This window comes from Lysobacter sp. A286 (assembly GCF_054052105.1).
Map to the genome: position 1 here is coordinate 185,884 of NZ_JBSVRJ010000003.1, position 23,707 is coordinate 209,590.

Sequence of the window (23,707 nt, forward strand, 5' to 3'; positions counted from 1 at the left end):
CCGGGGTCGCTGCTGATATATAAACCCGGTTGGGGTCGGGGCAGCGAGGCTTGTCTCCGAAGGAATAAAGCGCTCTTCGGAAATCGGAGGGCCCACGGAAGGAATGGGGATGAAACGTATCTGCTTTGCAGTACTGCTCGCCGCTGCGAGCGGCCAGGGCTTTGCTCAAGAAGCGAACGAAATCTGGGAGGAATACGGCAAGCGCGTCGAAAGCAGCGGCAAAGTGAGCGCGCTTGGGCCTGACCTCTTTGGCGACCAGGTAAGTCTGTCCAATGGCGCCCTTTCGTTTTCCGTGACCGACGTTAGCGTTCCGGGCAACAACAGCCTGCCCGTAGAATTCAAGAGAACCTTTTCCGTTCGTGGGCGGAAGGGCTCTTATGTATATGCAGACTTTCCGCTGGCGGACTGGGAGATCGACCTACCCAGCATCAGTGGCGTTTTTGCGCCCGACTGGGTAAGCGGAGCGTCCACTACGCCTGGAAAACGCTGTTCGGTCACGACCGTTGCAGCGGCGCGGCCCCCGCGCGTGATAGTGGGCAACGAAGTATTTGAGTCGAAGGATTACTGGCAGGGGCACAACCTCAGTCTGCCCACCGGTGGCGGCGAGATGCTGCTTCTCGACCCGGGCCATCCAAGGCCCTCTACCGGTGGTCCGTACTACTGGGTCACCGGCGATCAGACGCGGGTCGCCTGCCTGTCGGCGATCAAGAACTGGACGGGCGGGGGCGAGGGCTTTCTCGCAATTGCGCCGGATGGCACCAAGTACTGGTTTGACTGGATGGGGCAGTACCTGGAACCAATCATTGAATCGACTACAACGACCTTCGTACTGGGGGTGCCGAAGACGTCGACGCAGCGCCATGCTCGCCGCCACAACGTCCTGTATCCAACCCGTGTGGAGGATCGTTTCGGCAACTGGGTGACGTATACCTACACGAACGCGAGGACGGCTCCTGTCCGGCTGGTGTCGATCCAGTCAAGCGATGCACGGCGCATCGATGTCCACTACAACGCAATCGGCCACGTTTCGAGTGTGGTTGCCCATGGTCAGACCTGGAGCTACCAGTACGCTGCTGCGAATGCTGTCGACAAAACATTGGCATCGGTCACATTGCCAGATGCCTCCAGTTGGGCCATCGAATTTTCGGACTTGCTTGCCTCCCGGGTCGAATACACCCGCGGAGTGCCAAGTGAGCCATGGCGTTCGTGCGTCCATCACCCGGATCTGATCAGCCCGGAGTCGTTCAGCGGACGGGTCACGCATCCTTCCGGGGCCGTGGGCGATTTCACCGTGAAGGTCCAGTTGCACGGGCGCACCAATGTCCCCCTCAACTGCAACAACTTCACCGCGCCGCACAATGACCGCAACGACGATGTCTCGTTCTGGACAATTTCTCACCATGGGCTTTCGCTGGCCGAAAAAAAGATCAGCGGCCCGGGTCTATCGACGGGCACATGGACGTATGCCTACAGCTCCCCGTCCAGTTACTACTATCCGGGCGGTGACTCGTCCTACCCAGTGTGCCCGCCAGGGACCGACTGCAGTATTCCGCGCTGCACCAGCGACGATTGCGCGGGATCTTCCAGGACCACGGTGACGGATCCCGTGGGTCATTGGATCCGCTATCACCATGGCAACAGCTACCGCTATAACGAGGGAAAACTGTTGAAGGTCGAGGAAGGGACGGGTGCGACGGTGCTCCGTAGTATCTGGAGTACCTATGACCTCACCCAGCTCGATCACGAGTATCCGGCGAAGTGGGGTACAAGCCCCCGAATGATCGGCGACGGCTTTACCTCCGAGTACCACAGGCCGCTTTTGCACAAAGCGATCGCCCAGGATGGCGCCAGTTTCAACTACCGCGTCGATACGTTTGACGCGTTTGCACGTCCGGTAAAGGTCATCCGGTCCAGCAAGGGAGCTGATGGCAGTTACATCAATCCTCCGGCAGGCGCCCCAGCGCTCACTGCGCCGGCTACAAGCAATAACGGTGCTTTCACCGTGAGCTGGACTGCCGCCGGCAACGCGACCAGCTACCGGCTGGAGCAGAGCAAGGATAGTGGCACCTGGAGTCAGATCTACAGCGGCGCGGCATTGAGTGACGCGGTATCGGGCCTGATCAACGGCAGTTACGACTATCGCGCCCGCGCCTGCAATGCTGTGGGGTGTAGCAGTTACTCGGCGATCAAGACCACCGTGGTGACGTTGCCGCCTGCCAGCGCGCCAACGGTGACCGCGCCGACCACCAGCAATAACGGCGCTTTCACCGTGAGCTGGACCGCCGTCGGCACCGCGACCAATTACCGGCTGGAGCAGCAAAAGGACAGTGGCAGCTGGAGCCAGATCTACAGCGGTAGCGCGCAGAGCAAAGCAGTGTCGGGCCTGGTCAACGGCAGCTACGGCTATCGTGCTCGTGCCTGCAATGTCGGGGGATGCGGTGGCTATTCGGCGATCAAGGCCACATTGGTGACGCTGCCACCTGCCAGCGCGCCAACGGTGACCGCGCCAGCTACAAGCAATAGCGGTGCCTTCTCGGTCAGCTGGACCGCCGTAGGCACAGCAACCAACTACCGGCTGGAACAGCGCAAGGACAGTGGCAGCTGGAGCCAGATCTACAGCGGCGCGGCATTGAGCGACGCGGTATCGGGCCTGGGCAACGGCAGCTACGGCTATCGAGCTCGCGCCTGTAATGCCAGCGGGTGCGGTAGCTATTCGGCGATCAAAGCCACGGCGGTCGCGCTGCCGCCTGCCAGCGCGCCAGCGGTCACCGCGCCGGCTACAAGCAATAGCGGTGCCTTCTCGGTCAGCTGGACCGCCGTCGGCACGGCGACCGACTACCGGCTGGAGCAGCGCAAGGACAGTGGCAGCTGGAGCCAGATCTACAGTGGTACCGCCCGCAGCAAGGCACTGTCGGGCCTGGGCAACGGCAGCTATGGCTACCGGGCTCGTGCCTGCAATGCCGTGGGGTGCAGCAGTTACTCGGCGATCAAGACCACGGTGGTGACGCTGCCGCCTGCCAGTGCGCCAGCGGTCACCGCGCCGTCGGCCAGCAATAACGGCGCTTTTACCGTGAGCTGGACCGCCGTCGGCACCGCGACCAATTACCGGCTGGAGCAGCAAAAGGACAGTGGCAGCTGGAGTCAGATATACAGCGGTAGCGCCCGCAGCAAAGCGGTGTCGGGCCTGGTCAACGGCAGTTATGGCTACCGGGCCCGTGCCTGCAATGCCGTGGGGTGCAGCAGTTACTCGGCGATCAAGACCACGGTGGTGACGCTGCCGCCTGCCAGTGCGCCCACGGTGACCGCGCCGTCGGCCAGCAATAACGGCGCTTTCACCGTGAGCTGGACCGCCGTCGGCACCGCGACCAATTACCGGCTGGAGCAGCAAAAGGACAGTGGCAGCTGGAGCCAGATCTACAGCGGTACCGCCCGGAGCAAGGCAGTGTCGGGCTTGGTCAACGGCAGCTACGGCTATCGTGCTCGTGCCTGCAATGTCGGGGGATGTGGTGGCTATTCGGCGATCAAAGCCACATTGGTGACGCTGCCACCTGCCAGCGCGCCAACGGTGACCGCGCCGACTACAAGCAATAGCGGTGCCTTCTCGGTGAGCTGGACCGCCGTCGGCACCGCGACCAATTACCGCCTGGAACAGCGCAAGGACAGTGGCAGCTGGAGCCAGATCTACAGCGGTAGCGCCAGCAGCAAGGCGGTGTCGAGCCTGGGCAACGGGAGCTACGGCTACCGGGCTCGTGCCTGCAACGTCGGCGGGTGCGGTAGCTATTCGGCGATCAAGACCACCGTGGTGACGTTGCCGCCTGCAAGCCCGCCAGCGGTCACCGCGCCGTCGGCCAGCAATAACGGCGCTTTCGCCGTGAGCTGGACCGCCGTCGGCACCGCGACCAATTACCGGTTGGAGCAGCAAAAGGACAGTGGCAGCTGGAGCCAGATCTACAGCGGTAGCGCCCGGAGCAAGGCAGTGTCGGGTTTGGTCAACGGTAGCTACGGCTATCGCGCTCGTGCCTGCAATGCCGTGGGATGTAGCACTTACTCGGCGGTCAAGACCACCACCGTAACCTTCCCGCCGAGCACAGCGCCGGCCCTGACGGCACCGAAAAGTGCCGGCACCACCCAGACCTACACCGTGCGCTGGACGCTCGTCACCACGGCGACGCGCTACGAACTGCAGATGAATCGCAACAGTGCGGGCTGGACAGGGATCTATACCGGCACCGGGGTGTACCAGAGCCAGAGCCAGAGATACGAGGGCAACTACGCCTACCGCGTGCTGGCCTGCAACGCCGGTGGCTGCAGTGCATATTCCCCGGCAAAGAACGTCTTGATTTACGGTGGTGGCGGCGGAGGCAACTGTGGGGACCGTCCCTGCCCAGAACCCAACGCCATCCCTCCTGATGAGCCGTTGACGCAGTCCGTGTCGGACGAGGGAGACGCCTGATGGCCATGTATCAATACATCAGGTCGACCCTGGCCATAACCGTGTTGGCGGTGGGCGCGTGGGTTCCGTCTCACACCGCGCTGGCTGCGGACTACAGCCGTACCGAAACCACCCAGTATCACGACAATGTCGACAAGTGGGTGCTGGGCCAGGTGGCGAGCGTGACGTGCACGGCAGCGGTACCGGCCAGCGCCGCGTGCAATGGCGATGTGGTGTCGCAGGCGACCTACAGCAGCCACGCGCAGCCATTGACGTTCAGTTCATTCGGGAAGCTGCAGCAGACCCGGACCCACGATGTCACCACGGCGGGCCAACTGGGCACGGTCCGGACGGTCAAGGACGGCCGGGGCAATCTCACTACGTTGTCCAGCTGGAAGCGCGGAATCCCGCAGGCCATCACCCATGCCGATGGGAACACCCAGGCGGCGGTGGTCAACAACGACGGCACTCTGGCCCAGGTGGCGGACGAGAACGGCATCGTCACCAAGTACCAGTACGACGCTCTGGGCCGGTTGAACCTGATCGACTATCCGGACGGCGATGCGGTGGCCTGGACCTCCACCGCGCGCACGTTCTCGAAGGTGGCGGGGGTCTATGGCCTGCCCACCCACTGGCGGATGTGGGAACGCACCGGCGGCGGCTACAAGCTGACGCACTACGATGCCCTGTGGCGGCCGGTGGTAACGGAAACCTACGTCAGTACCGACGCAGCCAATACCCGCAGCGTCGTGGTCAACCGCTACGACGCCGTCGGTCGGCTGGTATTCCAGTCCTATCCGGTCCGGAGCCTGGGCCACTGGACCGACGCCACCCTCAAAGGCACCACGACCACCTACGACGCGCTCAATCGTGTCAGACAGGTCGTGCAGGATTCCGAACTGGGCGCGTTGAGCACCACCACCAGCTATCTGAACAACGCCAACGGGCACTACACCCTGATGACCGACCCGCGCGGCAACCAGACCCGCACCTGGTTCCAGGCCTTCGACCGGCCCAGCTACGACACCCCGGTCACCATCTGGCACCCGGCGGGCGCGTATACCCACATCACCCGGGACGCGTTCGGCAAGCCCACCCGGCTGCGGCGCAGCAACAGCAGCAGCCCGACCGGCGGCGCGGTCGCGCTCAACCGTGACTACTTCTACGACAGTTACCAGCAGCTGTGCCGAACGTCCGAGCCGGAGACCGGCGATACCTTCATGGGCCTTGATGCGGCCGGTAATCTGGCCTGGTCGGCGGCCGGCTACAACAGCACGGCCACCGGGTGCCTGGGCGCCTCGTCGGTGGTGGGGCGCCGGGTCGATCGCAGCTATGACGCCCGCAACCGCCCTGTCGAGCTGCGCTTCCCCGACGGTCAGGGCGACACCGTCACCAGCTACACCCCCGACGGCCTGCCGGCGAGCATCACCGCCTACAACGGCAGCGATGTCGTCACCACCAGCACCACCTACAACCACCGCCGCCTGCCGACGCAGGAGCGGATGCAATGGAACAGCATCAGCTGGGCGATCACCCACGCCTACAACGCCAGCGGTCACCTCAGCGCCCACGGCTACCCCGGCGGGCTGACGGTCAGTTATGCCCCTAACGCGCTGGGCCAGCCGACCCAGGCTGGCAGCTACGCCACCGGGGTCAGCTACCACCCCAACGGCGCCATCAGCCAGTTCACCTACGGCAACGGCATCCATCACAGCCTGGCCCAGAACGCCCGCGGCCTGCCCGACCGCAGCAGGGATGCCTACGGCAGCACCGCATTCCTGGACGACGGCTACGACTACGATGCCAACGGCAACGTGGCCGGGATCAGCGATGGCGCCACCGACCGCAACCAGCGCGGCAACCGGACCATGGCCTACGACGGGCTGGACCGGTTGACGGCCACGACGTCACCGATGTTTGGCACCGCCACCTACGCCTTTGATGTGCTCGACAACCTGACCGGGCTCTCGATTGGCGGCACCAAGGCACGCGACCACTCCTACTGTTACGACACGAACTGGCGCCTGACCAACGTCAAGACCGGCAGCTGCGGCGGCAGCACCGTGATCGGGCTGGGCTACGACGTGCAGGGCAACGTTGCCAACAAGAACGGCAGCACGTTCGCCTTCGATTACGGCAACCGGCTGCGCACCAGCACCGCCGGTGGCACGGCCAGCTACGTCTACGACGGCCACGGCCGCCGGGTGCGCGACAACGTGAGCGGCCAGGGCAGCAAGTACAGCCTGTACAGCCAGGCCGGGTCGTTGATGTTCGACAGCGACCTGCGCAAACAGCAGCAGCACGAGTACATCTACCTGGGCGGCAGCCTGGTGGCGACGCGGGAGAAGGACACCGGCACCGGCGCCTACAGCAACCGCTACCAACACACCGATGCGTTGGGCAGCCCGGTGGTGGTGACCAGCCAGGCCCGCGGCGTGCTGGAGCGCAGCGAGTACGAGCCGTTCGGCCAAGTGCTGAACCGGCCGCTGAAGGACGGGCCGGGGTATACCGGGCATGTGGAGGATGCGACGACCGGGCTGGTGCAGATGCAGCAGCGCTACTATGATCCGGGGATCGGGAGGTTCTTGTCGGTTGATCCGGTTAGCGCCGATACGGTCACTGGTTGGAACTTCAACCGTTACAACTACGCCGCCAATAACCCCTACAAGTTCACCGATCCGGATGGCCGGGTGATAATGAGCAGCGCCGAAAGGCAAAGCCCATCATGTCAATCGAATCCACATTGTGCGTTTGCGCTGCAGGCGGGCGGAGGCAGCCGGCGCGGCGGTGAATCACGTATTGCATCCGCACAAGAGTCCGTTAAATCAGCAGCAAATACTGCAAAGGACGAAGTTGCCTTTGGGGTTAATGCCGTGGCAGACGGCATTGCAAGTGATTATAAGAATGGCGGTGTGCTTGGCGTTGTAATTGGCGCGACAGGCGGGCATGACAGTTCAGGCTTCGGGGCTCAGACATGGAAGAATTATGCTTCTACCAGTTTAGTCGTCGGCCCTATTAAGAACGCTGACAAAAAGCTGGTTGGCCTAGCGGCAGGCGGATCCTTTGCAAAGAGGTATGGTGGCTATACAGTTGGGCAATTCATATTTAAGGGGCCGGCGCCTCATCTTGGGACATATTCAGCTACTGCACGGCTAGTAGCAGCAACCTCGATTGTGAATGGTATTCTTGTTACCGGTGCATGGGAGTTCGGTAGTGGTGCTGGGGCGGTCTTCCGAACATCCATTAACCATGCCGCTAGAGCTGCGGAGGAGTAGTTCAATGACTGTTGATAGGTGGATGGTAGAGAGGCTGTCACCGCTCTTTAGGGCGCTTTGCGGCATTATTTGCCTAGTCTGTGTCGTTTCGCTAATTGGAGTGTTGTTCTTCGCGTTCCGAGAAAGCGTAGCTTTCAGTCTTTTTGTGTCGTTCGTGCTACTTTTTCTTTTGTATGTATGCGCTTCGATAGCCTTTTCTGGTTATCCCCCCGGATTTTTACTGTGGACGCTGGATAAAAAAAAATGAGTGGAAAGCGCAAGCCAGAATAACGGGCCACCACGAAAGGAACGGGGTCACCATTTCGCCAAAAACGGGGTCAGGTTGTAGCCGTAGGCGTGCTGGCGTTGCAGGTGCGCGCGGATGGCATCGGTTTCCGCGGGGTCGACGGTTTCCATGACCAGTGCACGATAGGCGTGCTGGCGTTGCCTGCAAGAACGGGGTCAGGTTCACTTATCTACCAGTACGACGCCATGGCGCGGTCGCCCTCAACCGCGACTACTATTACGACAGTTACCAGCAGTTGTGCCGGACGTCCGAGCCGGAGACCGGCGATACCTTCATGGGCTTTGATGCGGCCGGCAACCTGGCCTGGTCGGCGGCCGGCTACAACAGCACGGCCACCGGGTGCCTGGGCGCCTCGTCGGTGGTGGGGCGCCGGGTCGATCGCAGCTATGACGCCCGCAACCGCCCTGTCGAGCTGCGCTTCCCCGACGGTCAGGGCGACACCGTCACCAGCTACACCCCCGACGGCCTGCCGGCGAGCATCACCGCCTACAACGGCAGCGATGTCGTCACCACCAGCACCACCTACAACCACCGCCGCCTGCCGACGCAGGAGCGGATGCAATGGAACAGCATCAGCTGGGCGATCACCCACGCCTACAACGCCAGCGGTCACCTCAGCGCCCACGGCTACCCCGGCGGGCTGACGGTCAGTTATGCCCCTAACGCGCTGGGCCAGCCGACCCAGGCTGGCAGCTACGCCACCGGGGTCAGCTACCACCCCAACGGCGCCATCAGCCAGTTCACCTACGGCAACGGCATCCATCACAGCCTGGCCCAGAACGCCCGCGGCCTGCCCGACCGCAGCAGGGATGCCTACGGCAGCACCGCATTCCTGGACGACGGCTACGACTACGATGCCAACGGCAACGTGGCCGGGATCAGCGATGGCGCCACCGACCGCAACCAGCGCGGCAACCGGACCATGGCCTACGACGGGCTGGACCGGTTGACGGCCACGACGTCACCGATGTTTGGCACCGCCACCTACGCCTTTGATGTGCTCGACAACCTGACCGGGCTCTCGATTGGCGGCACCAAGGCACGCGACCACTCCTACTGTTACGACACGAACTGGCGCCTGACCAACGTCAAGACCGGCAGCTGCGGCGGCAGCACCGTGATCGGGCTGGGCTACGACGTGCAGGGCAACGTTGCCAACAAGAACGGCAGCACGTTCGCCTTCGATTACGGCAACCGGCTGCGCACCAGCACCGCCGGTGGCACGGCCAGCTACGTCTACGACGGCCACGGCCGCCGGGTGCGCGACAACGTGAGCGGCCAGGGCAGCAAGTACAGCCTGTACAGCCAGGCCGGGTCGTTGATGTTCGACAGCGACCTGCGCAAACAGCAGCAGCACGAGTACATCTACCTGGGCGGCAGCCTGGTGGCGACGCGGGAGAAGGACACCGGCACCGGCGCCTACAGCAACCGCTACCAACACACCGATGCGCTGGGCAGCCCGGTGGTGGTGACCAGCCAGACCCGCAGCGTGCTGGAGCGCACCGAGTACGAGCCGTTCGGCCAGGTGCTGAACCGACCGCTGAAGGACGGACCGGGGTATACCGGGCATGTGGAGGATGCGACAACCGGGCTGGTGTATATGCAGCAGCGTTATATGGATCCGGAGATTGGGCGGTTTTTGAGCGTTGATCCGGTGAGCGCCAACAGCGGCACGGGCGCAAACTTCAACCGCTACTGGTATGGCAATAACAACCCGTATAAATTTACCGATCCGGACGGGCGACTCGGACGACCCCGCGAATTGCCACGGGCTTGCTCGATCAGCACCGGCAAGTGCATTGGTGGCGGAGTGGGAGTTCAGGCAGGTGGTGGGAGACCGGCATTCAGCGAGAGCAACGCTCAAAAGCGATATGTTTCTGCCACGCGTGAAATTAGTGGAAAACGAGAATCAATGGAAGGGAAAGGGCACAATACGCCTGATGATGCGGCGCGGACATTCAGGGGTGTAGCGCAGCCGGTTAGCACAAAGTATGGCGTCGAGGTGCAATCATTGATCGAGCAAAACGCTCTCGGAAAATTTAAGCTAACCGGTACCATGGTGGGCGATAGATTTGATGAGAATGGTATTGGTTACACCGTAGGTGGCCCTACAGACGGATTGCCAACTGCGCATACGCACCCGACGCCGAGGCAACCTGGCGCTTACTCCCCCTTTAGCCCCAGTGACCTTAATTTTTACGGAGCTAGCAGGGCTGCGTTCCATTATGTTACTACTATCGAGGGTGGGGTGTTTAGGTATAACGGCGCTGGCATGCCAGTAACAGAGGTTTCGCCATGAAGTATGTCCCGTTTATATTGTCTGCCATTGCTGCCGCTCTGGTCGTTTGTGCTGGTGCCATTGGAGTGCTTTGGCACCGTATAGATACGCATGCGGCACCGCAAAGTGCCGTCGGCCCCGATGAGTTAAGCATTGCTATGTCGAGTGCGCCGGCTTTGCCGGGGCGATGTTCCAATCGAGATGGGCGGCTGCGTTGTAGTCTAGACTTCAATGCTCTAGGCGCCCATAGGGAGCAGCTTCGTGGGGCCGATATTTATATTCTCGGATACCTGGCGATCGACGATCGAACTGTATCGCTTTTTGCTAGTGAAAATGACTATGCAAATATGGAGCGTGCGCAATCCGTAGAGGTTAGGGCGGGGCGAGACGAGCTAGTTCGCATGTTCTCGGAGCACGGGTACAGCTACGTACGTCTGTCAGGGACATTTGATATTGATGAGAGCCGTCGACGGCCGGATGGGCGATTAGGTATGCTGCGACCACCTTTCGATACCGTGCCCCTACGCCCCAGAGCAGATAAAGAAAACATTAATGATATTGGCGTGCACATCAGTGAAGTGCAGACTCAATAGCTAAGCAAAGCCGGGGCGCCACCTGCCGACGCAGGAGCGGATGCAGTGGAACAACATCAACTGGGCGATCACCCACGCCTACAACGCCAGCGGCCACTACCACCCCAACGGCGCCATCGGGCAGTTCACCTACGGCAACGGCATCCAGCACACCCTGGCCCAGAACGCCCGCGGCCTGCCCGACCGCAGCACCGATGCCTACGGCAGCACCCGATTCCTGGACGACGGTTACGACTACGATGCCAACGCCAACGTGGCCGGGATCAGCGATGGTGCCACTGCCGCCCAGCGCGGCAACCGCACCATGAGCTACGACGGGCTGGACCGGTTGACGGCCACGACGTCGCCGATGTTCGGCACCGCCACGTATGCCTATGACGTGCTCGACAACCTGACCGGGCTATCGATCGGCGGCGCGAAGGCACGCGATCACTCCTACTGCTACGACGCCCACTGGCGCCTGACCAACGTCAAGACCGGTGGCTGTGGCGGCAGCACCGTGATCGGGCTGGGCTACGACGTGCAGGGCAACGTCGCCAACAAGAACGGCAGCACGTTCGCCTTCGATTACGGCAACCGGCTGCGCACCAGCACCGTCGGTGGCACGGCCAGCTACGTCTACGACGGCCACGGCCGCCGGGTGCGCGACGCCGTGGCCGGCTAGGGCAGCAAGTACAGCCTGTACAGCCAGGCCGGATCGTTGATGTTCGACAGCGACCTGCGCAAACAGCAGCAACACGAGTACATCTACCTGGGCGGCAGCCTGGTGGCGACGCGGGAGAAGGACACCGCCACCGGCGCCTACAGCAACCGCTACCAGCACACCGATGCGCTGGGCAGCCCGGTGGTGGTGACCAGCCAGGGCCGCGGGGTGCTGGAGCGCACCGAGTACGAGCCGTTCGGTCAGGTGCTGAACCGGCCGTTGAAGGACGGACCGGGGTATACCGGGCATGTGGAGGATGCGACGACGGGGCTGGTGCAGATGCAGCAGCGCTATTACGATCCGATGCTGGGACGGTTCTTGAGCGTGGATCCGGTGACGGCTAATCCGAAGACCGGCTCTAACTTCAATCGTTATTGGTATGCGAACAACAACCCGTATGCGAATAAAGATCCAGACGGACGGCTTTGTGCGCCAGTGATTTCAAGCTCTGAAATGTGCGATAGAAGCTTGCGATATGCCGCTATGGATCAGGATTCGTCGATCAACAGTCAAACCCGGTTCTTTGCCGCGGCTTCGATAGTGACTAACGCTTTGGGCACACTCGCGGTGGCGCAAACGCCCTTTATGACAGGCCTTAGCCGAGGCTTGGAGCAGCACAACTTGAAGACGGCCGCGGCAATCAGGAGCGGGGCCTTCCTGCCTGGGGCTACTCCGTCTCAGAGGGACGCCGCCTTCGTGCATTCGGAGCAGACATTGGTTCAAGGTCGGCTCGATCAACTCAAGGCTGACAGTCCAAATGCGTATTCCGCGCACATCACAGGCGTGAATAGCCTCTTGAATAGTCGGACATTTGGGCAAAGCAGCGACCCGAACTTCGGTCGAGCTATCAGGATTGCGACCAAGGCGGTAGGAGGCCCGCTCGACTTTGCTAACCAATCGCACCGGGAAGCGCTCGGTCGTGCCGCGATAGGTGTCGCTCGTTCTCAGGCGCAGTATTGCACTGGCAGCCGCATCCGTAGGTGCTAAAGCATGGAAAGAGACAAGACAAGGCAGCCCTTCCGCAAGGCTTTGCTTGCATTCAGCGCTCTTCGGGGGATTGAACTTGCTACTTTGGTTAGTGCTGCGGCGATTCTCGATGCCATCAGCGGATTGGCGGATGGGCTTCCCTTCCAACTTTCCCTGATAGGGCCGCTTCTGGCTGCAGCTGCTTTTTATCTATCGTTCGCTTATATCGTGGTTTCCGCCTCTGCATTTTTGCTGCAATGGCTATCTAGGAGGCATGCTCTGATTAAGCTTGCCAACGCATTACCGCTCTTGGTGTGGGGCTTGCTAGCTCTGTATGTGGTTTTTGGTTTGAATGTTCCAGTAACGCTGGCACTTACATTGATGTTTGGTGTGGTCGTCAACTGGTTTGCTGCCAGAGCGTTCGAGAACACCGGCCCACAGCCAGCGTAGGACAGAAACGGTTCGACAGTAACGGTTCCAGGTTCACTTTCATTGCGTTTTGCTCCAGTAACGGGGTCAGGTTCACTTAACTGATGACGGCAATTTCTCATGCTCCGCCGTGCGGAGCGGACGACAGACAGCCATGCATTTTTCAATCGTCTGACTGACGATGCGACTCTTGGGGCCCGGTGGGAAGGTCGCTACAAAGCCTTGCTTGATCGATAGCGACCACTATTGGGTGCAATGGCCCCGGTACATCGATGTAGACCCGCCAAGAGCATGACGTCAGCAAACCGCTCCGAAGACGGAAAAGTAGAAGTTGCCGCAGCGTTAGGCCGCCACCAGAGAACGGGTCGTCTATGCGGGTCTCCTGCGGCACGTAGAATCAGGGGCATGAAAAGACTCGTCCTGATCGATGGTTCCAGCTACCTCTACCGCGCCTTCCACGCGCTGCCGCCGCTCACCAATGCCGATGGCGAGCCGACTGGCGCGCTGTTCGGGGTGGTCAACATGTTGCGCGCGACGCTGAAGGAGAAACCCGATTACGTGGCGTTCGTGATCGATGCTCCCGGCAAGACCTTCCGTGACGATCTGGATGAGCAGTACAAGGCCAATCGCCCGCCGATGCCCGACGACCTGCGCCCGCAGGTGCAGCCGATGTGCGACATCGTGCATGCGTTGGGGATGGACATCATCCGCATCGATGGGGTTGAGGCCGACGACGTGATCGGCACGCTGGCCGTGCAGGCGGCCGGGGCCGGCATCGACGTGACGATCTCCACCAGCGACAAGGACTTCGCCCAGTTGGTGCGGGCGGGCCATGACGACGACGGCGCGCCGCGCGCCGGTATCGCGCTGGTCAACACCATGAGCGGCAGCCGGCTGGACAGCGATGACGGCGTGATCGGCAAATTCGGCGTGCGGGCCGATCAGATCATCGATTACCTGGCGCTGATGGGCGACAAGGTCGACAACATTCCCGGCGTCGACAAGTGCGGGCCAAAGACTGCGGCCAAGTGGCTGGCCGAGTACGGGACGCTCGACGACGTGATCGCCCATGCCGACAACATCAAGGGCAAGATCGGCGAGAACCTGCGCGCGGCGCTGCACCGGCTGCCGCTCAACCGCACGCTGACCACGATCAAGCTGGATGTCGACGTGGGACGTGCGCCGGACGATCTGGTCCTGCGCGATCAGCACGTGGACGACCTGCGCGGTCTGTACGCGCGCTACGGCTTCAAGCAGGCGCTGCGTGATCTGGAAGGCGGCCCGGGAGACGCCGCCAGCGACACCGGCAGCGTGCGCAACACCGCTGCCGGCTATGCCCGCAGCAGCAACGCAGCGACCGATTTGCCAGATCCGGCGTTGGCCGCGCCCGGCGAGTACGAGTGCGTGCTGACACGCGCGCAGCTGGACGCGTGGGTGGCGAAGCTGGAGGCCGCCGACGAGTTCGCCTTCGATACCGAGACCGACGCGCTGGACGCGATGCGCGCCAACCTGGTCGGGCTGAGCTTCGCGGTCGAACCCGGACGCGCCTGCTACATCCCGGTCGGCCACGACTACCCCGGCGCGCCGGCGCAGTTGCCGCGGGAGGAAGTGCTCGACGCCCTGCGGCCGGTACTGGCCGATGCCGGCAAGCGCAAGCTTGGCCAACACGGCAAGTACGACCTGCACGTGCTGCGTCGGCATGGGGTCGAGGTGCGTGGTTACGCCGACGACACCATGCTGGAGAGTTTCGTCTTCAACGCCACCGCCAGCCGCCACGACATGGACTCGCTCGCCCTGCGCTACCTGGGCTATCAGACAACCAAGTACGCGGACGTCGCCGGCAAGGGTGCCAAGCAGATCACCTTCAACCAGGTCGCGATCGACGATGCCAGCGACTATGCCGCCGAGGACGCCGACATCACCCTGCGGCTGCACCGCGTGTTGTCGGCCAGGCTGGGCGAGGTGCCCGCGCTGGAGAAGGTCTACCGCGAGATCGAGATCCCGCTGGTGCCGGTGCTGGAGCGCATCGAGGCCAACGGCGTGCTGGTCGACGCCGACGAACTGCGCCGGCAGTCGGCCGATCTGGGCAAGCGCATGCTCGCCGCCCAGCAGAAGGCGACCGAGCTGGCCGGACGCACCTTCAACCTGGACTCGCCCAAGCAGGTCTGCGCGTTGTTGTTCGAGGAGCTCAAGCTGCCCGCGCTGGTGAAGACGCCCAAGGGCCAGCCCTCGGCCAACGAGGAGGCGCTGGAGGCGATTGCCGACCTGCACGAACTGCCGCGGGTGATCCTGGACTACCGCAGCCTGGCCAAGCTGCGCAGCACCTACACCGACAAGCTGCCGCTGATGGTCAACCCCGACACCGGCCGCGTGCACACCAGCTACCACCAGGCCGGGGCCGCGACCGGCCGGCTGGCGTCCAGTGATCCGAACCTGCAGAACATCCCCATCCGCACCGTCGACGGCCGCCGCATCCGCACCGCCTTCATCGCCCCGGAAGGCCGCCGCATCGTCGCCTGCGACTACTCGCAGATCGAACTGCGGATCATGGCCCACCTGTCGGGGGATGAAGGCCTGCTGCGCGCGTTCGACGCCGGCGTCGATATCCACCGGGCAACCGCCGCGGAAGTGTTCGGCAAGACCATCGAGGAGGTCAGTGGCAACGAGCGCCGCGCCGCCAAGGCGATCAACTTTGGCCTGATGTACGGCATGAGCGCGTTCGGCCTGGCCAAGCAGCTGGATGTCTCACGCGGCGAGGCACAGGACTACATCGGCCTGTACTTCAGCCGTTATCCCGGGGTGCGCGAGTACATGGACCGCACCCGGCAACAGGCGCGCGAGCAGGGCTTTGTCGAGACCGTGTTTGGGCGCCGGCTGTACCTGGACAACATCGACGCGCGCAACCAGGGCCTGCGGGCCGGTGCCGAACGCGCGGCAATCAACGCGCCGATGCAGGGCACTGCGGCGGATGTCATCAAGCGCGCGATGATCGACATCCACCAGTGGCTGGCCCCGTACGCAGACCGGGCGCTGATGATCCTGCAGGTCCACGATGAGCTGGTGTTCGAGGTCGACGCCGACTTCGTGGACACGTTGCTGGCCGAAGTTCCGGCGCGAATGACCGCCGCGGCGGAATTGCGGGTGCCGCTGGTGGTCGACAGCGGGGTCGGCGTGAACTGGGACGAAGCGCATTGATGGCGGCTCCAATCGGCCGGTTTTGGTCGCGGCGCGCGATGAGATCGTCCCGACATCGACGTTGACCGCGTATAGCGAGGCTTAACTCCAGCTCACGCCAACTTCGGCAAACTGGAATTCAGTCTTGGTCGTTAACACGATTTTAACGACATGTTTGACGAAATTAGCCTTCTGAATCATCCCTGAATTATTTCAACTCTTGAACGCCATCTTCACGAACTGTCCATGTGATTAGTGGTCATATGCTCGCGACAGGTGCAATGCCTGTCGCTGATCTCTCCCTCCCCTGGAGTGATCTCGGAGCGAAGGCCCCTCCCCAGGTCCCGCTCCACCAGCCTCACCGGCCCCCCTGCCGGTGGGGCTTTTTTATTGGTTCTTCGCGAAACTATTCCGCCAGCCAGTCACGGGGACGCAGGTAATCGGCCAGTCGCGCCTCGGGGCTGCCCGGCTCGGGGGTGTAGCCGTACTCCCAGCGCACCAGTGGCGGCAGGCTCATCAGGATCGACTCGCTGCGTCCGCCCGATTGCAGGCCAAACAGGGTGCCGCGGTCCAGGACCAGGTTGAACTCGACGTAGCGGCCACGCCGGTACAGCTGGAACTGGCGCTCGCGCTCGCTGTACTGGCAATGCTTGCGGCGCTCGACGATCGGCAGATAGGCGTCCAGGAAGCCATCGCCCACGGCCTGCATGTAGGCGAAGTCGGTTTCAAAGTCCTCGCTCAGATCATCGAAGAACAGCCCGCCGATGCCGCGCGTCTCGTTGCGGTGTTTGATGAAGAAGTACTCGTCGCACCATTGCTTGTGGGCGTCATACCGGGCCTGGCCGCCGAAGGGTTCGGACAGCTCGCGTGCGGTGCGGTGCCAATGCAGGACATCTTCGTCGAACGGATAAAACGGTGTCAGGTCGAAGCCACCACCAAACCACGAAGCGACGGTTTCGCCATCGCGCATGGCGCGGAAGTGGCGGACGTTGGCGTGGGTGGTTGGCAGGTACGGGTTGCGTGGATGGAATACCAGCGACACTCCGATCGCGCGCCAGGAGGCCCCGGCCAACTCGGGCCGCGAGGCGCTGGCGGACGGCGGCAACCGGGTGCCGGACACGTCGGAGAAGCCGATGCCGGCCTGTTCGAAGACCGCGCCGTCGCGAAGGATCCGGGTACGCCCACCACCGCCCTCGTCGCGGGTCCAGGCGTCCTGGACGAAGCTGGCACCGCCATCGGCTTGTTCGATGGCGGTGCAGATGCGGTCCTGCAAATTGGTGAGGTAGCCGCGGACGCGGTCGAAATCGGTGTCGGATTCGGCAGGGTTCGGTTTCATCCGGCCATTCTAGTTGAGCGGCGAAGGCCCGGCCGCCCTGCATCGACGCCTTAGGGTTGTTGCTCTACTTCAATGCCCGCTCGAACAGCTCGAAGATCCGCCGGTACTCGTCATACCAGCTGTCGGAATGGACGAAGCCATGGCGTTCCAGCGGATACGACGCCAGTTCCCAATCGTCCTTGCGCAGCTCGATCAGTCGCTGGGCGATCATCACCGAGTCCTTGTAGAACACGTTGTTGTCCATCATCCCGTGGGCGATCAACAGACTGTCCTGCAGGCCTTCCGCGTACTCGATCGGTGAGGACTTCAGGTACGCCTCCGGATCGACCTCCGGGGTGTTGAGGATGTTGGAGGTGTACTCGTGGTTGTACTGCGACCAGTCCGCCACCGGCCGCAGCGCGGCGCCGGCTTTGAACGTGCCCGGCTCCTTGAACAGCGCCATGAAGGTCATGAAGCCGCCGTAGCTGCCGCCATAGATGCCGGCGCGGTCGACGTCACCCTGCTTGTTGGCACCCAGCCAGGCCAATCCGTCGAGGTAGTCCTGCAATTCCGGGGTGCCCATCTGGCGGTAGATCGCGGTGCGCCAGTCGCGGCCATGGCCCGCCGATGCACGGTAATCCAGATCGAGCACGATGTAGCCGTGGTCGACCAGCAGGTTGTGGAACATCTGCTCGCGGAAATACACCGGGTAGCGGTCATGCACGTTCTGCAGGTAACCGGCGCCGTGGACGAACATCACCACCGGATAGTGCTTGCCCGGTTCGAGCACATCCGGGCCGTAGAACTTGCCCCAGATCGGACCGGCGCCGTCGCTGGACGGGATCTGCACCATCTCCGGCTGAATCCACTGGCGTGCCTTGTATTCCGGGGTGCGGGTATCGGTGAGCGCAACGGTGTGCTCACCAGTGGTATCGACCACCGCAATCTGGGTGGGCAGGTAGCTGTCGGAATGGCGAACCAGCAGTTTCGAGCCATCCGGTGACAGCTCGAAGCTCTCCACGCCGTCCAGTGCGGTGACTTCGCGAACCTGCTGGCCATCGCGGTCGACGGCGCAGACTTCGTAATCGCCCGGCCAGTCGCGGTTGCACACGAAGTAGAAGCTGCGGCCGTCGACGCCCGGCACCGGCGCGGATGCCTCCCATTGGCCCGAGGTCAGTGCACGCGGGGTGCCGTTGCCATCGGCAAGGTACAAGTGCGAATAACCGCTCTGCTCGGACAACAGCCACAGGGCGCCATCGTCGGTCCAGCCGAAGTCGTTGAAGCTCCAGTTGATCCAGGCGTCATCGTGCAGGCGGTGGCGGGTTTTCAGCTCCGCATCCGTGACTTGGCCGGCGCGCGGGGTCACGGTCGCAATCCAGCGGTCCTTGTTGTCCACCGCGCGCAGCAGTACCGCCGCGCTGCTGCCATCGGCGCGCCAATGGATGGCGGGCGTGCTGCCATAGCCATCGGTCTCCACCCGCACGGCGCGGTCGCCCTTCAGCGGTTCCAGCTCGGCCGCCTCACGCAAGGCCGCCAGCGGGTCGGCATCCACGCCGGGCAGGGCATCGAAGGTCAGCTCGTCCACCGCGCCGCTGGCAACCTCGACCAGCCACAGCTGTTGCGGGACGGGCGCGTTATGGCCGACCCGGGTGCGGACCTCTTCAAACTCTTCGTACCCTGACTCGGTCACGTACTTGGGCATTTTGCCGGCCTGGCCCTCCTTGGCATCCTTTTCCTGGGTGACCACCAGCAGCCATTGCGCGTCAGGTGACAACGCGCTGTCGATGATTTCGACCTTGTCGCCCAGGTAGGCCGGGACCGGTGCGCGGGTCGGGTCGACAGTGCGCCAGGCTTCGGATTGCTCGCGGGCGGCGTCGCGCTTGGCACGGTCCTCGGCGAGGGTGCGGATCACGCGTAACTGGCGGTCGCGCAGGTCGTCGGGCTTGGGCTCGGTCGCCGGATCCTTCTCCGCCTTGACCAGCGCGGCCTGGCTGCTGCCCTGTCCGGCGCGCCATTGGTACCAGTCGTTGCCGGCACGGAACACCAGGTTGCCGTTCCGGCTCCATTGCGGCCGCGATTCGGACTGGTCGCTGCGAGTGACCTGGGTCAGTGCCCCGCTACGCAGGTCGCGCACGAAGATGTCGCCGTTGCGGGCAAATGCGGCGCGGGTGCGGCCGGCATCATAGACCGGGTTGGCGGCATCCAGTTTCGCGCGCGCGGCGTCGTCCACCTTGATCGGTGTACCGCCGGCAATGCCGGTCTGCCAGGTGTCGCGGATGGATTCGCCGCTGCGCTTCAGGTGGTACTGGACGTGTTGGCCATCCCACGCCCACCATGCCTGCTCCACCGGTGGCCCGATCCAGTCCGGGTTGGCCATCGCCTGGGTGAGGGTGATGGGCTCCTGGGCAACGGCGGCGAGCGGCAACGCTCCAAGAGACAACGCTAGGGCGAGCAGGGAAAGACGCATGGGCGGGACCGTATGGTTGCTGAATGGTGGGAAAACCGATCCAGCTTATCAGCGTAAAAAACCCGCGCACGGGCCATCGGTAACAAGAGCGCGGCCACGCTGCCGCCGGTCGCGAGGCTGAACGCGGCGGTGCGCGCGCGCCCGGGTTGCCGGTATGCTTGGACGACCATCCGTCGTAGCGCAAGTCTCCCCCGGCCGACGCCATGAAAGCCCATGTATACAAGAGCCTCCGCAAGGACGGCGCCTACCTGTTTCTCGCCGCACGCGACGACTTCGAACGGGTGTCCGCGTCTGTGCGCGGGCCATTGGAACCCTTCCAACTGGTGTTGGAGGTCGACCTGACGCCACCACGCGAGCTGGCCCGGGGCAATGCCGCGGAGGTGCGCGAGAGTCTGGCTCTGCGTGGCTTTCATGTGCAATTGCCGCCAGCCATCGACATTGACCCATTGACCTCCGATTGGGGCACCGATGCTTGAGTCGCGCAGATTGACCAAGCCCGTGGCCGCTCTGGCAATCACCGCGCTGGTGCTGACCGCATTGACCGGCGCGAGTGGCCTGAACGGCTGGGTCGTGGCCGTTGCCGGAACCCTGGCGCAGCCCCTGTTCGCACTGGCCGCCCGCCATTGGCAGCTCCAGGCGCCGCTGAGCCTGGCCCGGTCGCGCGCCGAGCTGGCGCCGCTGCTTGCGCTGTGGGCGCTCGCGTTCTCCGCGTTCTCCCTATTGGTGGCGTGGCCGTTGTCGCTGGTACTGGCCAGCGGGTCCCTGCTTTCGACCTTGGCATTGAGCGCGGTGATCGGTATCGCGCTGCTGGCGTTGTGGCGCTGGTGGCCGTTGTGGCAAGGGCTGGAGCATGACGGCGGTTCACTGAGTGACCACTGGCGCGCCCGCGACGGACTGGAGCCGGGCGCCTGGCGTGGCCTGGTCGTGGCCGTGGCAGTGGCGGCAATCAGCGGGTTGATCCTGTGCCTGGCTTGGTCCGGCTTGGCCGTGGGCGCCCTCCGCTGGGCGATGGTGGTGGCGTTGGCCGCGGTATCGGTCGGACTGCACGGGTATCTGCAGCGTGTCACCCCGGCCGACGCACTGGAATATCTCGGTGAGGAAGACCTCGACGACGATCTGCCGCAAGCGGCCGTGGACACGTCCGCCATGGTTGTGGATGAAGCTGATGGAGAGCCCGATGGCGTCCCGGCTGTCGCCATTACCGTCGGCGACACCACGGTGGTGCCGGAGGAGGTCGTCATTGCCGTACCGGAGCCGGCCGCGCCGACGGAGCCTCTGGAGCCGGCGTTGTACGACGCTGCCCGCGGTGGCCGCGTCGAGCGCGCGCTGGAGTTGATGGACGCTGGCGCGGATCCGCATGCGCCGCCACCGGCCGACGATCGCGACCAACGCAGCCTCGCGGTACTGGCGGCCGTGCTGCCCGACCTGCGCTTGCTGCGTGGGCTGATTGCGAACGGCGTCGACCTCAACGGCCTGCATGCCGGGATCACGCCATTGCTGGCGGCGACCCGTGACAGCTGGCACGGTCGGCCCGACGCGGTCACCACCTTGCTCGCCAACGGAGCCGATCCGCGTGCCACCGATGGCGATGGCAATACGCCGCTGCACCTGGCCGCACGCAGTTCCGACCCGGGCGTGGCGGCGCTGCTGCTCGATGCTGCCGCCGATCTGGAAGCACTCAACAGCGAGACATTGTCGCCGCTCGGGGTGGCCTGCGCGGCCGGCAACTGGCGGTTGGCCAAGTTCCTGCTCGAGCGTGGCGCCAAGCCCGAACCCGTCGATGGCCAACCTGCACTGTTGGCCGCCGCTGGCGGGGAGGACGACGACACGGCCGGCGTCGCGCTGCTGCTGAAGATGAAAGCGCGCGCGGATGCCCGCGATGGCCAGGGTCGCAGCGCGCTGCACCAAGCGGTCCGTGCCGGCCATGCGGAAATCATCGATGCCCTGCTTGCCGCCGGTGCTGATCCCGCCGCCACCGATGGCCAGGGCGCCAATATCCTGACCCTGGCATGCCAGGCGGACGGCACGGGTCCGGAACTGCTGCGCAAGCTGCTCGCGCTGGGGATTGATCCGCAGCGGCACGACAACGTTGGCAAGCGTGCGATCGATTACGCCGCCCAATCCGGCCGCTGGCCGCTGGTGGCGGTGCTCGACCCGGACTACGCGTTCCCGTCCAGGGTCGGCCACGACGATCAGGACCTGCTGGCCGACCGGGCGCCGGCAACCTTGCTGCGCGACGGACTGGCCGAGGGCCGCGAAGATGCGCTCGAGGAGGTTGCCGCCTTGCTTGATCCGCGTCAGTTGGGCGCGTTGTTGCACGATGGGGATACGGCGCTGCCGCCGCGACAGATCACGTGGCTGCTCGCGCACGGTGCCGACCCGGAAGTCCGTGACGGCCGCGGTATCACGCCGATGTTCGCCCTGCTCAAACGGGGTCCGGCAGCGGTGGACGCGTTGCAGACGCTGCTCGATCACGCCGTTTCCCCGTCCGGGATGGGCGGTCTGGCCGGCTTCCTGGGCGCGTGTGTCGGCAACGATCGCGCTACCGATGGGCTGGAGCGACTGGCGCTGGAACTGCTGGAGCGCGGCGCCGACCCGTTTGGCAGCAATGGCGCCAACGATCCGCCGCTGACACTGGTGGTGCGGTTGGGCTGGCGGCAGTTGCTCGACCGGCTGCTGGCGACCGGGGTGGACCTGGACGCCCGCGACAGCCGTGGCATGAGCGCATTGCACCTGGCCGCCGCACTGGGCCGCCAGGACATGCTGAAACCGCTGGTCGCACACGGTGCGGCGCCCGATCTGCTGGCCGCCGATGGCCAGACGCCGCTGGGCGTGGCGCTGGCGATTGGTCGGCGCGACCTGGCCGACTGGCTCGACTGGCGCGGTTGGCCACTGCCGCGGCGGCGCCTGCAGCCCGCTGACGTTCCGGCGGCGGCGATCGTGGGCGACGCCGATGCGGTGCGCCGCCTGCTTGAGCTGGGTTTGCCGGTGGATGCCACCGACAGCCAGGGTTGCAGTGCCTTGCTGCGAGCATCGGGCGGCGGGCATCGCGCCGTTGTCGACCTGCTGCTGGCCCATGGCGCGGACCCGCGACTCGCGGCAGGCACCGGGGCCACGCCGTTGTCGGCCGCGGTCAGCATGCGCCATACCGATATTGTCGAGCGCCTGTTGGGCGCCGGCGCCGATATCGAGCAGCGGCTTCCGGGTGGGTTGACCGCGTTGATGGTGGCCTGCGCACTGGGGCTGCCGGACCTGGCCGCACGCCTGGTGGGAGCGGGTGCCGATGTGCGGGCACTGGACGCGCAGCATCGGGGCGCGCTGCATTGCGCGGCCATGTTCGGCTTTGCCGCGCAGGACCGCACCCACCTGATGGCCTTGTTCGACATCCTGCTGCTGGCCGGAGCCGAAGCCGATCTGGACGCGGAAGCGGGCCACGCCACGCCATTGCTGCTACTGCTGGGTGCGCGCGCCGAGCCGGGCAGCGCGGCCGTGGAAGAGGTGCTGATTGCCGGCCTGGAGCAACTGGTGGATCACGACGCGCGCCTGGACGTACAGGATCCGCGCGGTTTCGGGCCATTGCACCTGGCGGCGCTGCACGGGCTGCCCGCGGTGGTCACGTGGCTGCTGCGCGCCGGTGCCGATCCGGATCTGCGCGACACCCTCAACCGCACGGCGCGCGAAATCGCGGTGATGCGTGGCTTCGTCGATATTGCCGCCCAGCTCAGTCCGGGAATGCCGGGTGGCGACGTGTCGATGGCGCGCCTGTTGCGCGACCAGTCCTAGCTTCTG

General features: G+C 64.1%; 12 protein-coding genes. 10 read left to right on the plus strand and 2 right to left on the minus strand.

Features of this window, described 5'->3' with window-relative positions:
• Positions 1 to 532 precede the first annotated feature (532 nt).
• The 8 genes from ACW7G0_RS12550 (at position 533) to polA (ending at position 16,157) form a co-directional block, all read left to right on the plus strand.
• The gene (locus tag ACW7G0_RS12550) at positions 533 to 4,453 is read left to right on the plus strand and encodes a hypothetical protein (RefSeq protein WP_456990059.1); all 3,921 of its coding nucleotides are present in this window, start codon (positions 533 to 535) and stop codon (positions 4,451 to 4,453) included.
• Positions 4,453 to 7,707: an RHS repeat domain-containing protein gene (locus ACW7G0_RS12555; RefSeq protein WP_456990061.1), complete on the plus strand. Its 3,255-nt coding sequence runs from the start codon at positions 4,453 to 4,455 to the stop codon at positions 7,705 to 7,707. The genes ACW7G0_RS12550 and ACW7G0_RS12555 overlap by 1 nt, the downstream gene beginning before the upstream one ends.
• A 401-nt stretch (positions 7,708 to 8,108) precedes the next feature.
• The gene (locus ACW7G0_RS12560) at positions 8,109 to 10,292 is read left to right on the plus strand and encodes an RHS repeat-associated core domain-containing protein (protein ID WP_456990063.1); all 2,184 of its coding nucleotides are present in this window, start codon (positions 8,109 to 8,111) and stop codon (positions 10,290 to 10,292) included.
• A complete protein-coding gene (locus ACW7G0_RS12565; protein ID WP_456990065.1) occupies positions 10,289 to 10,864 on the plus strand; it encodes a hypothetical protein in 576 nt (191 codons plus the stop codon). Before ACW7G0_RS12560 ends, ACW7G0_RS12565 begins: the two co-directional genes overlap by 4 nt.
• Positions 10,865 to 10,904: 40 nt before the next feature.
• On the plus strand, positions 10,905 to 11,528 hold the full coding sequence (locus ACW7G0_RS12570; RefSeq protein ID WP_456990067.1) for a hypothetical protein: 624 nt from the start codon (positions 10,905 to 10,907) through the stop codon (positions 11,526 to 11,528).
• A 39-nt stretch (positions 11,529 to 11,567) separates the two neighbouring features.
• The gene (locus tag ACW7G0_RS12575; RefSeq protein WP_456990069.1) at positions 11,568 to 12,554 is read left to right on the plus strand and encodes an RHS repeat-associated core domain-containing protein; all 987 of its coding nucleotides are present in this window, start codon (positions 11,568 to 11,570) and stop codon (positions 12,552 to 12,554) included.
• A 3-nt stretch (positions 12,555 to 12,557) separates the two neighbouring features.
• Positions 12,558 to 12,983, plus strand: coding sequence for a hypothetical protein (locus ACW7G0_RS12580; RefSeq protein WP_456990070.1), 426 nt, complete (start codon positions 12,558 to 12,560; stop codon positions 12,981 to 12,983).
• Positions 12,984 to 13,367: 384 nt separating this feature from the next.
• Positions 13,368 to 16,157 (plus strand): DNA polymerase I, encoded by a 2,790-nt coding sequence (polA, locus tag ACW7G0_RS12585; RefSeq protein WP_456990072.1) that lies wholly within the window; start codon positions 13,368 to 13,370, stop codon positions 16,155 to 16,157.
• 385 nt (positions 16,158 to 16,542) lie between these two features.
• On the opposite strand, the gene hemF is transcribed toward polA, so the two are convergent.
• Positions 16,543 to 17,472, minus strand: coding sequence for an oxygen-dependent coproporphyrinogen oxidase (hemF, locus tag ACW7G0_RS12590; RefSeq protein ID WP_456990074.1), 930 nt, complete (start codon positions 17,470 to 17,472; stop codon positions 16,543 to 16,545).
• A gap of 64 nt (positions 17,473 to 17,536) precedes the next feature.
• Positions 17,537 to 19,918, minus strand: a complete 2,382-nt coding sequence (locus ACW7G0_RS12595) for a prolyl oligopeptidase family serine peptidase (protein WP_456990076.1) — start codon at positions 19,916 to 19,918, stop codon at positions 17,537 to 17,539.
• 203 nt (positions 19,919 to 20,121) lie between these two features.
• On the opposite strand from ACW7G0_RS12595, the gene ACW7G0_RS12600 reads away from it, so the two are divergent.
• Together ACW7G0_RS12600 and ACW7G0_RS12605 are read left to right on the plus strand one after the other, a co-directional pair.
• Positions 20,122 to 20,394, plus strand: a complete 273-nt coding sequence (locus ACW7G0_RS12600; RefSeq protein WP_456990078.1) for a YcgL domain-containing protein — start codon at positions 20,122 to 20,124, stop codon at positions 20,392 to 20,394.
• A 298-nt stretch (positions 20,395 to 20,692) separates the two neighbouring features.
• Positions 20,693 to 23,701, plus strand: a complete 3,009-nt coding sequence (locus tag ACW7G0_RS12605; RefSeq protein ID WP_456990185.1) for an ankyrin repeat domain-containing protein — start codon at positions 20,693 to 20,695, stop codon at positions 23,699 to 23,701.
• Positions 23,702 to 23,707 lie beyond the last annotated feature (6 nt).

Bases quoted from the DNA above. Each gene is read 5' to 3' on its own strand.
- ACW7G0_RS12555 (WP_456990061.1), top strand. From the start codon at position 4,453: ATGGCCATGTATCAATACATCAGGTCGACCCTGGCCATAACCGTGTTG.
- ACW7G0_RS12565 (WP_456990065.1), top strand. From the start codon at position 10,289: ATGAAGTATGTCCCGTTTATATTGTCTGCCATTGCTGCCGCTCTGGTC.
- ACW7G0_RS12570 (WP_456990067.1), top strand. From the start codon at position 10,905: ATGCAGTGGAACAACATCAACTGGGCGATCACCCACGCCTACAACGCC.
- ACW7G0_RS12575 (WP_456990069.1), top strand. From the start codon at position 11,568: ATGTTCGACAGCGACCTGCGCAAACAGCAGCAACACGAGTACATCTAC.
- ACW7G0_RS12580 (WP_456990070.1), top strand. From the start codon at position 12,558: ATGGAAAGAGACAAGACAAGGCAGCCCTTCCGCAAGGCTTTGCTTGCA.
- polA (WP_456990072.1), top strand. From the start codon at position 13,368: ATGAAAAGACTCGTCCTGATCGATGGTTCCAGCTACCTCTACCGCGCC.
- hemF (WP_456990074.1), bottom strand. From the start codon at position 17,472: ATGAAACCGAACCCTGCCGAATCCGACACCGATTTCGACCGCGTCCGC.
- ACW7G0_RS12595 (WP_456990076.1), bottom strand. From the start codon at position 19,918: ATGCGTCTTTCCCTGCTCGCCCTAGCGTTGTCTCTTGGAGCGTTGCCG.
- ACW7G0_RS12600 (WP_456990078.1), top strand. From the start codon at position 20,122: ATGAAAGCCCATGTATACAAGAGCCTCCGCAAGGACGGCGCCTACCTG.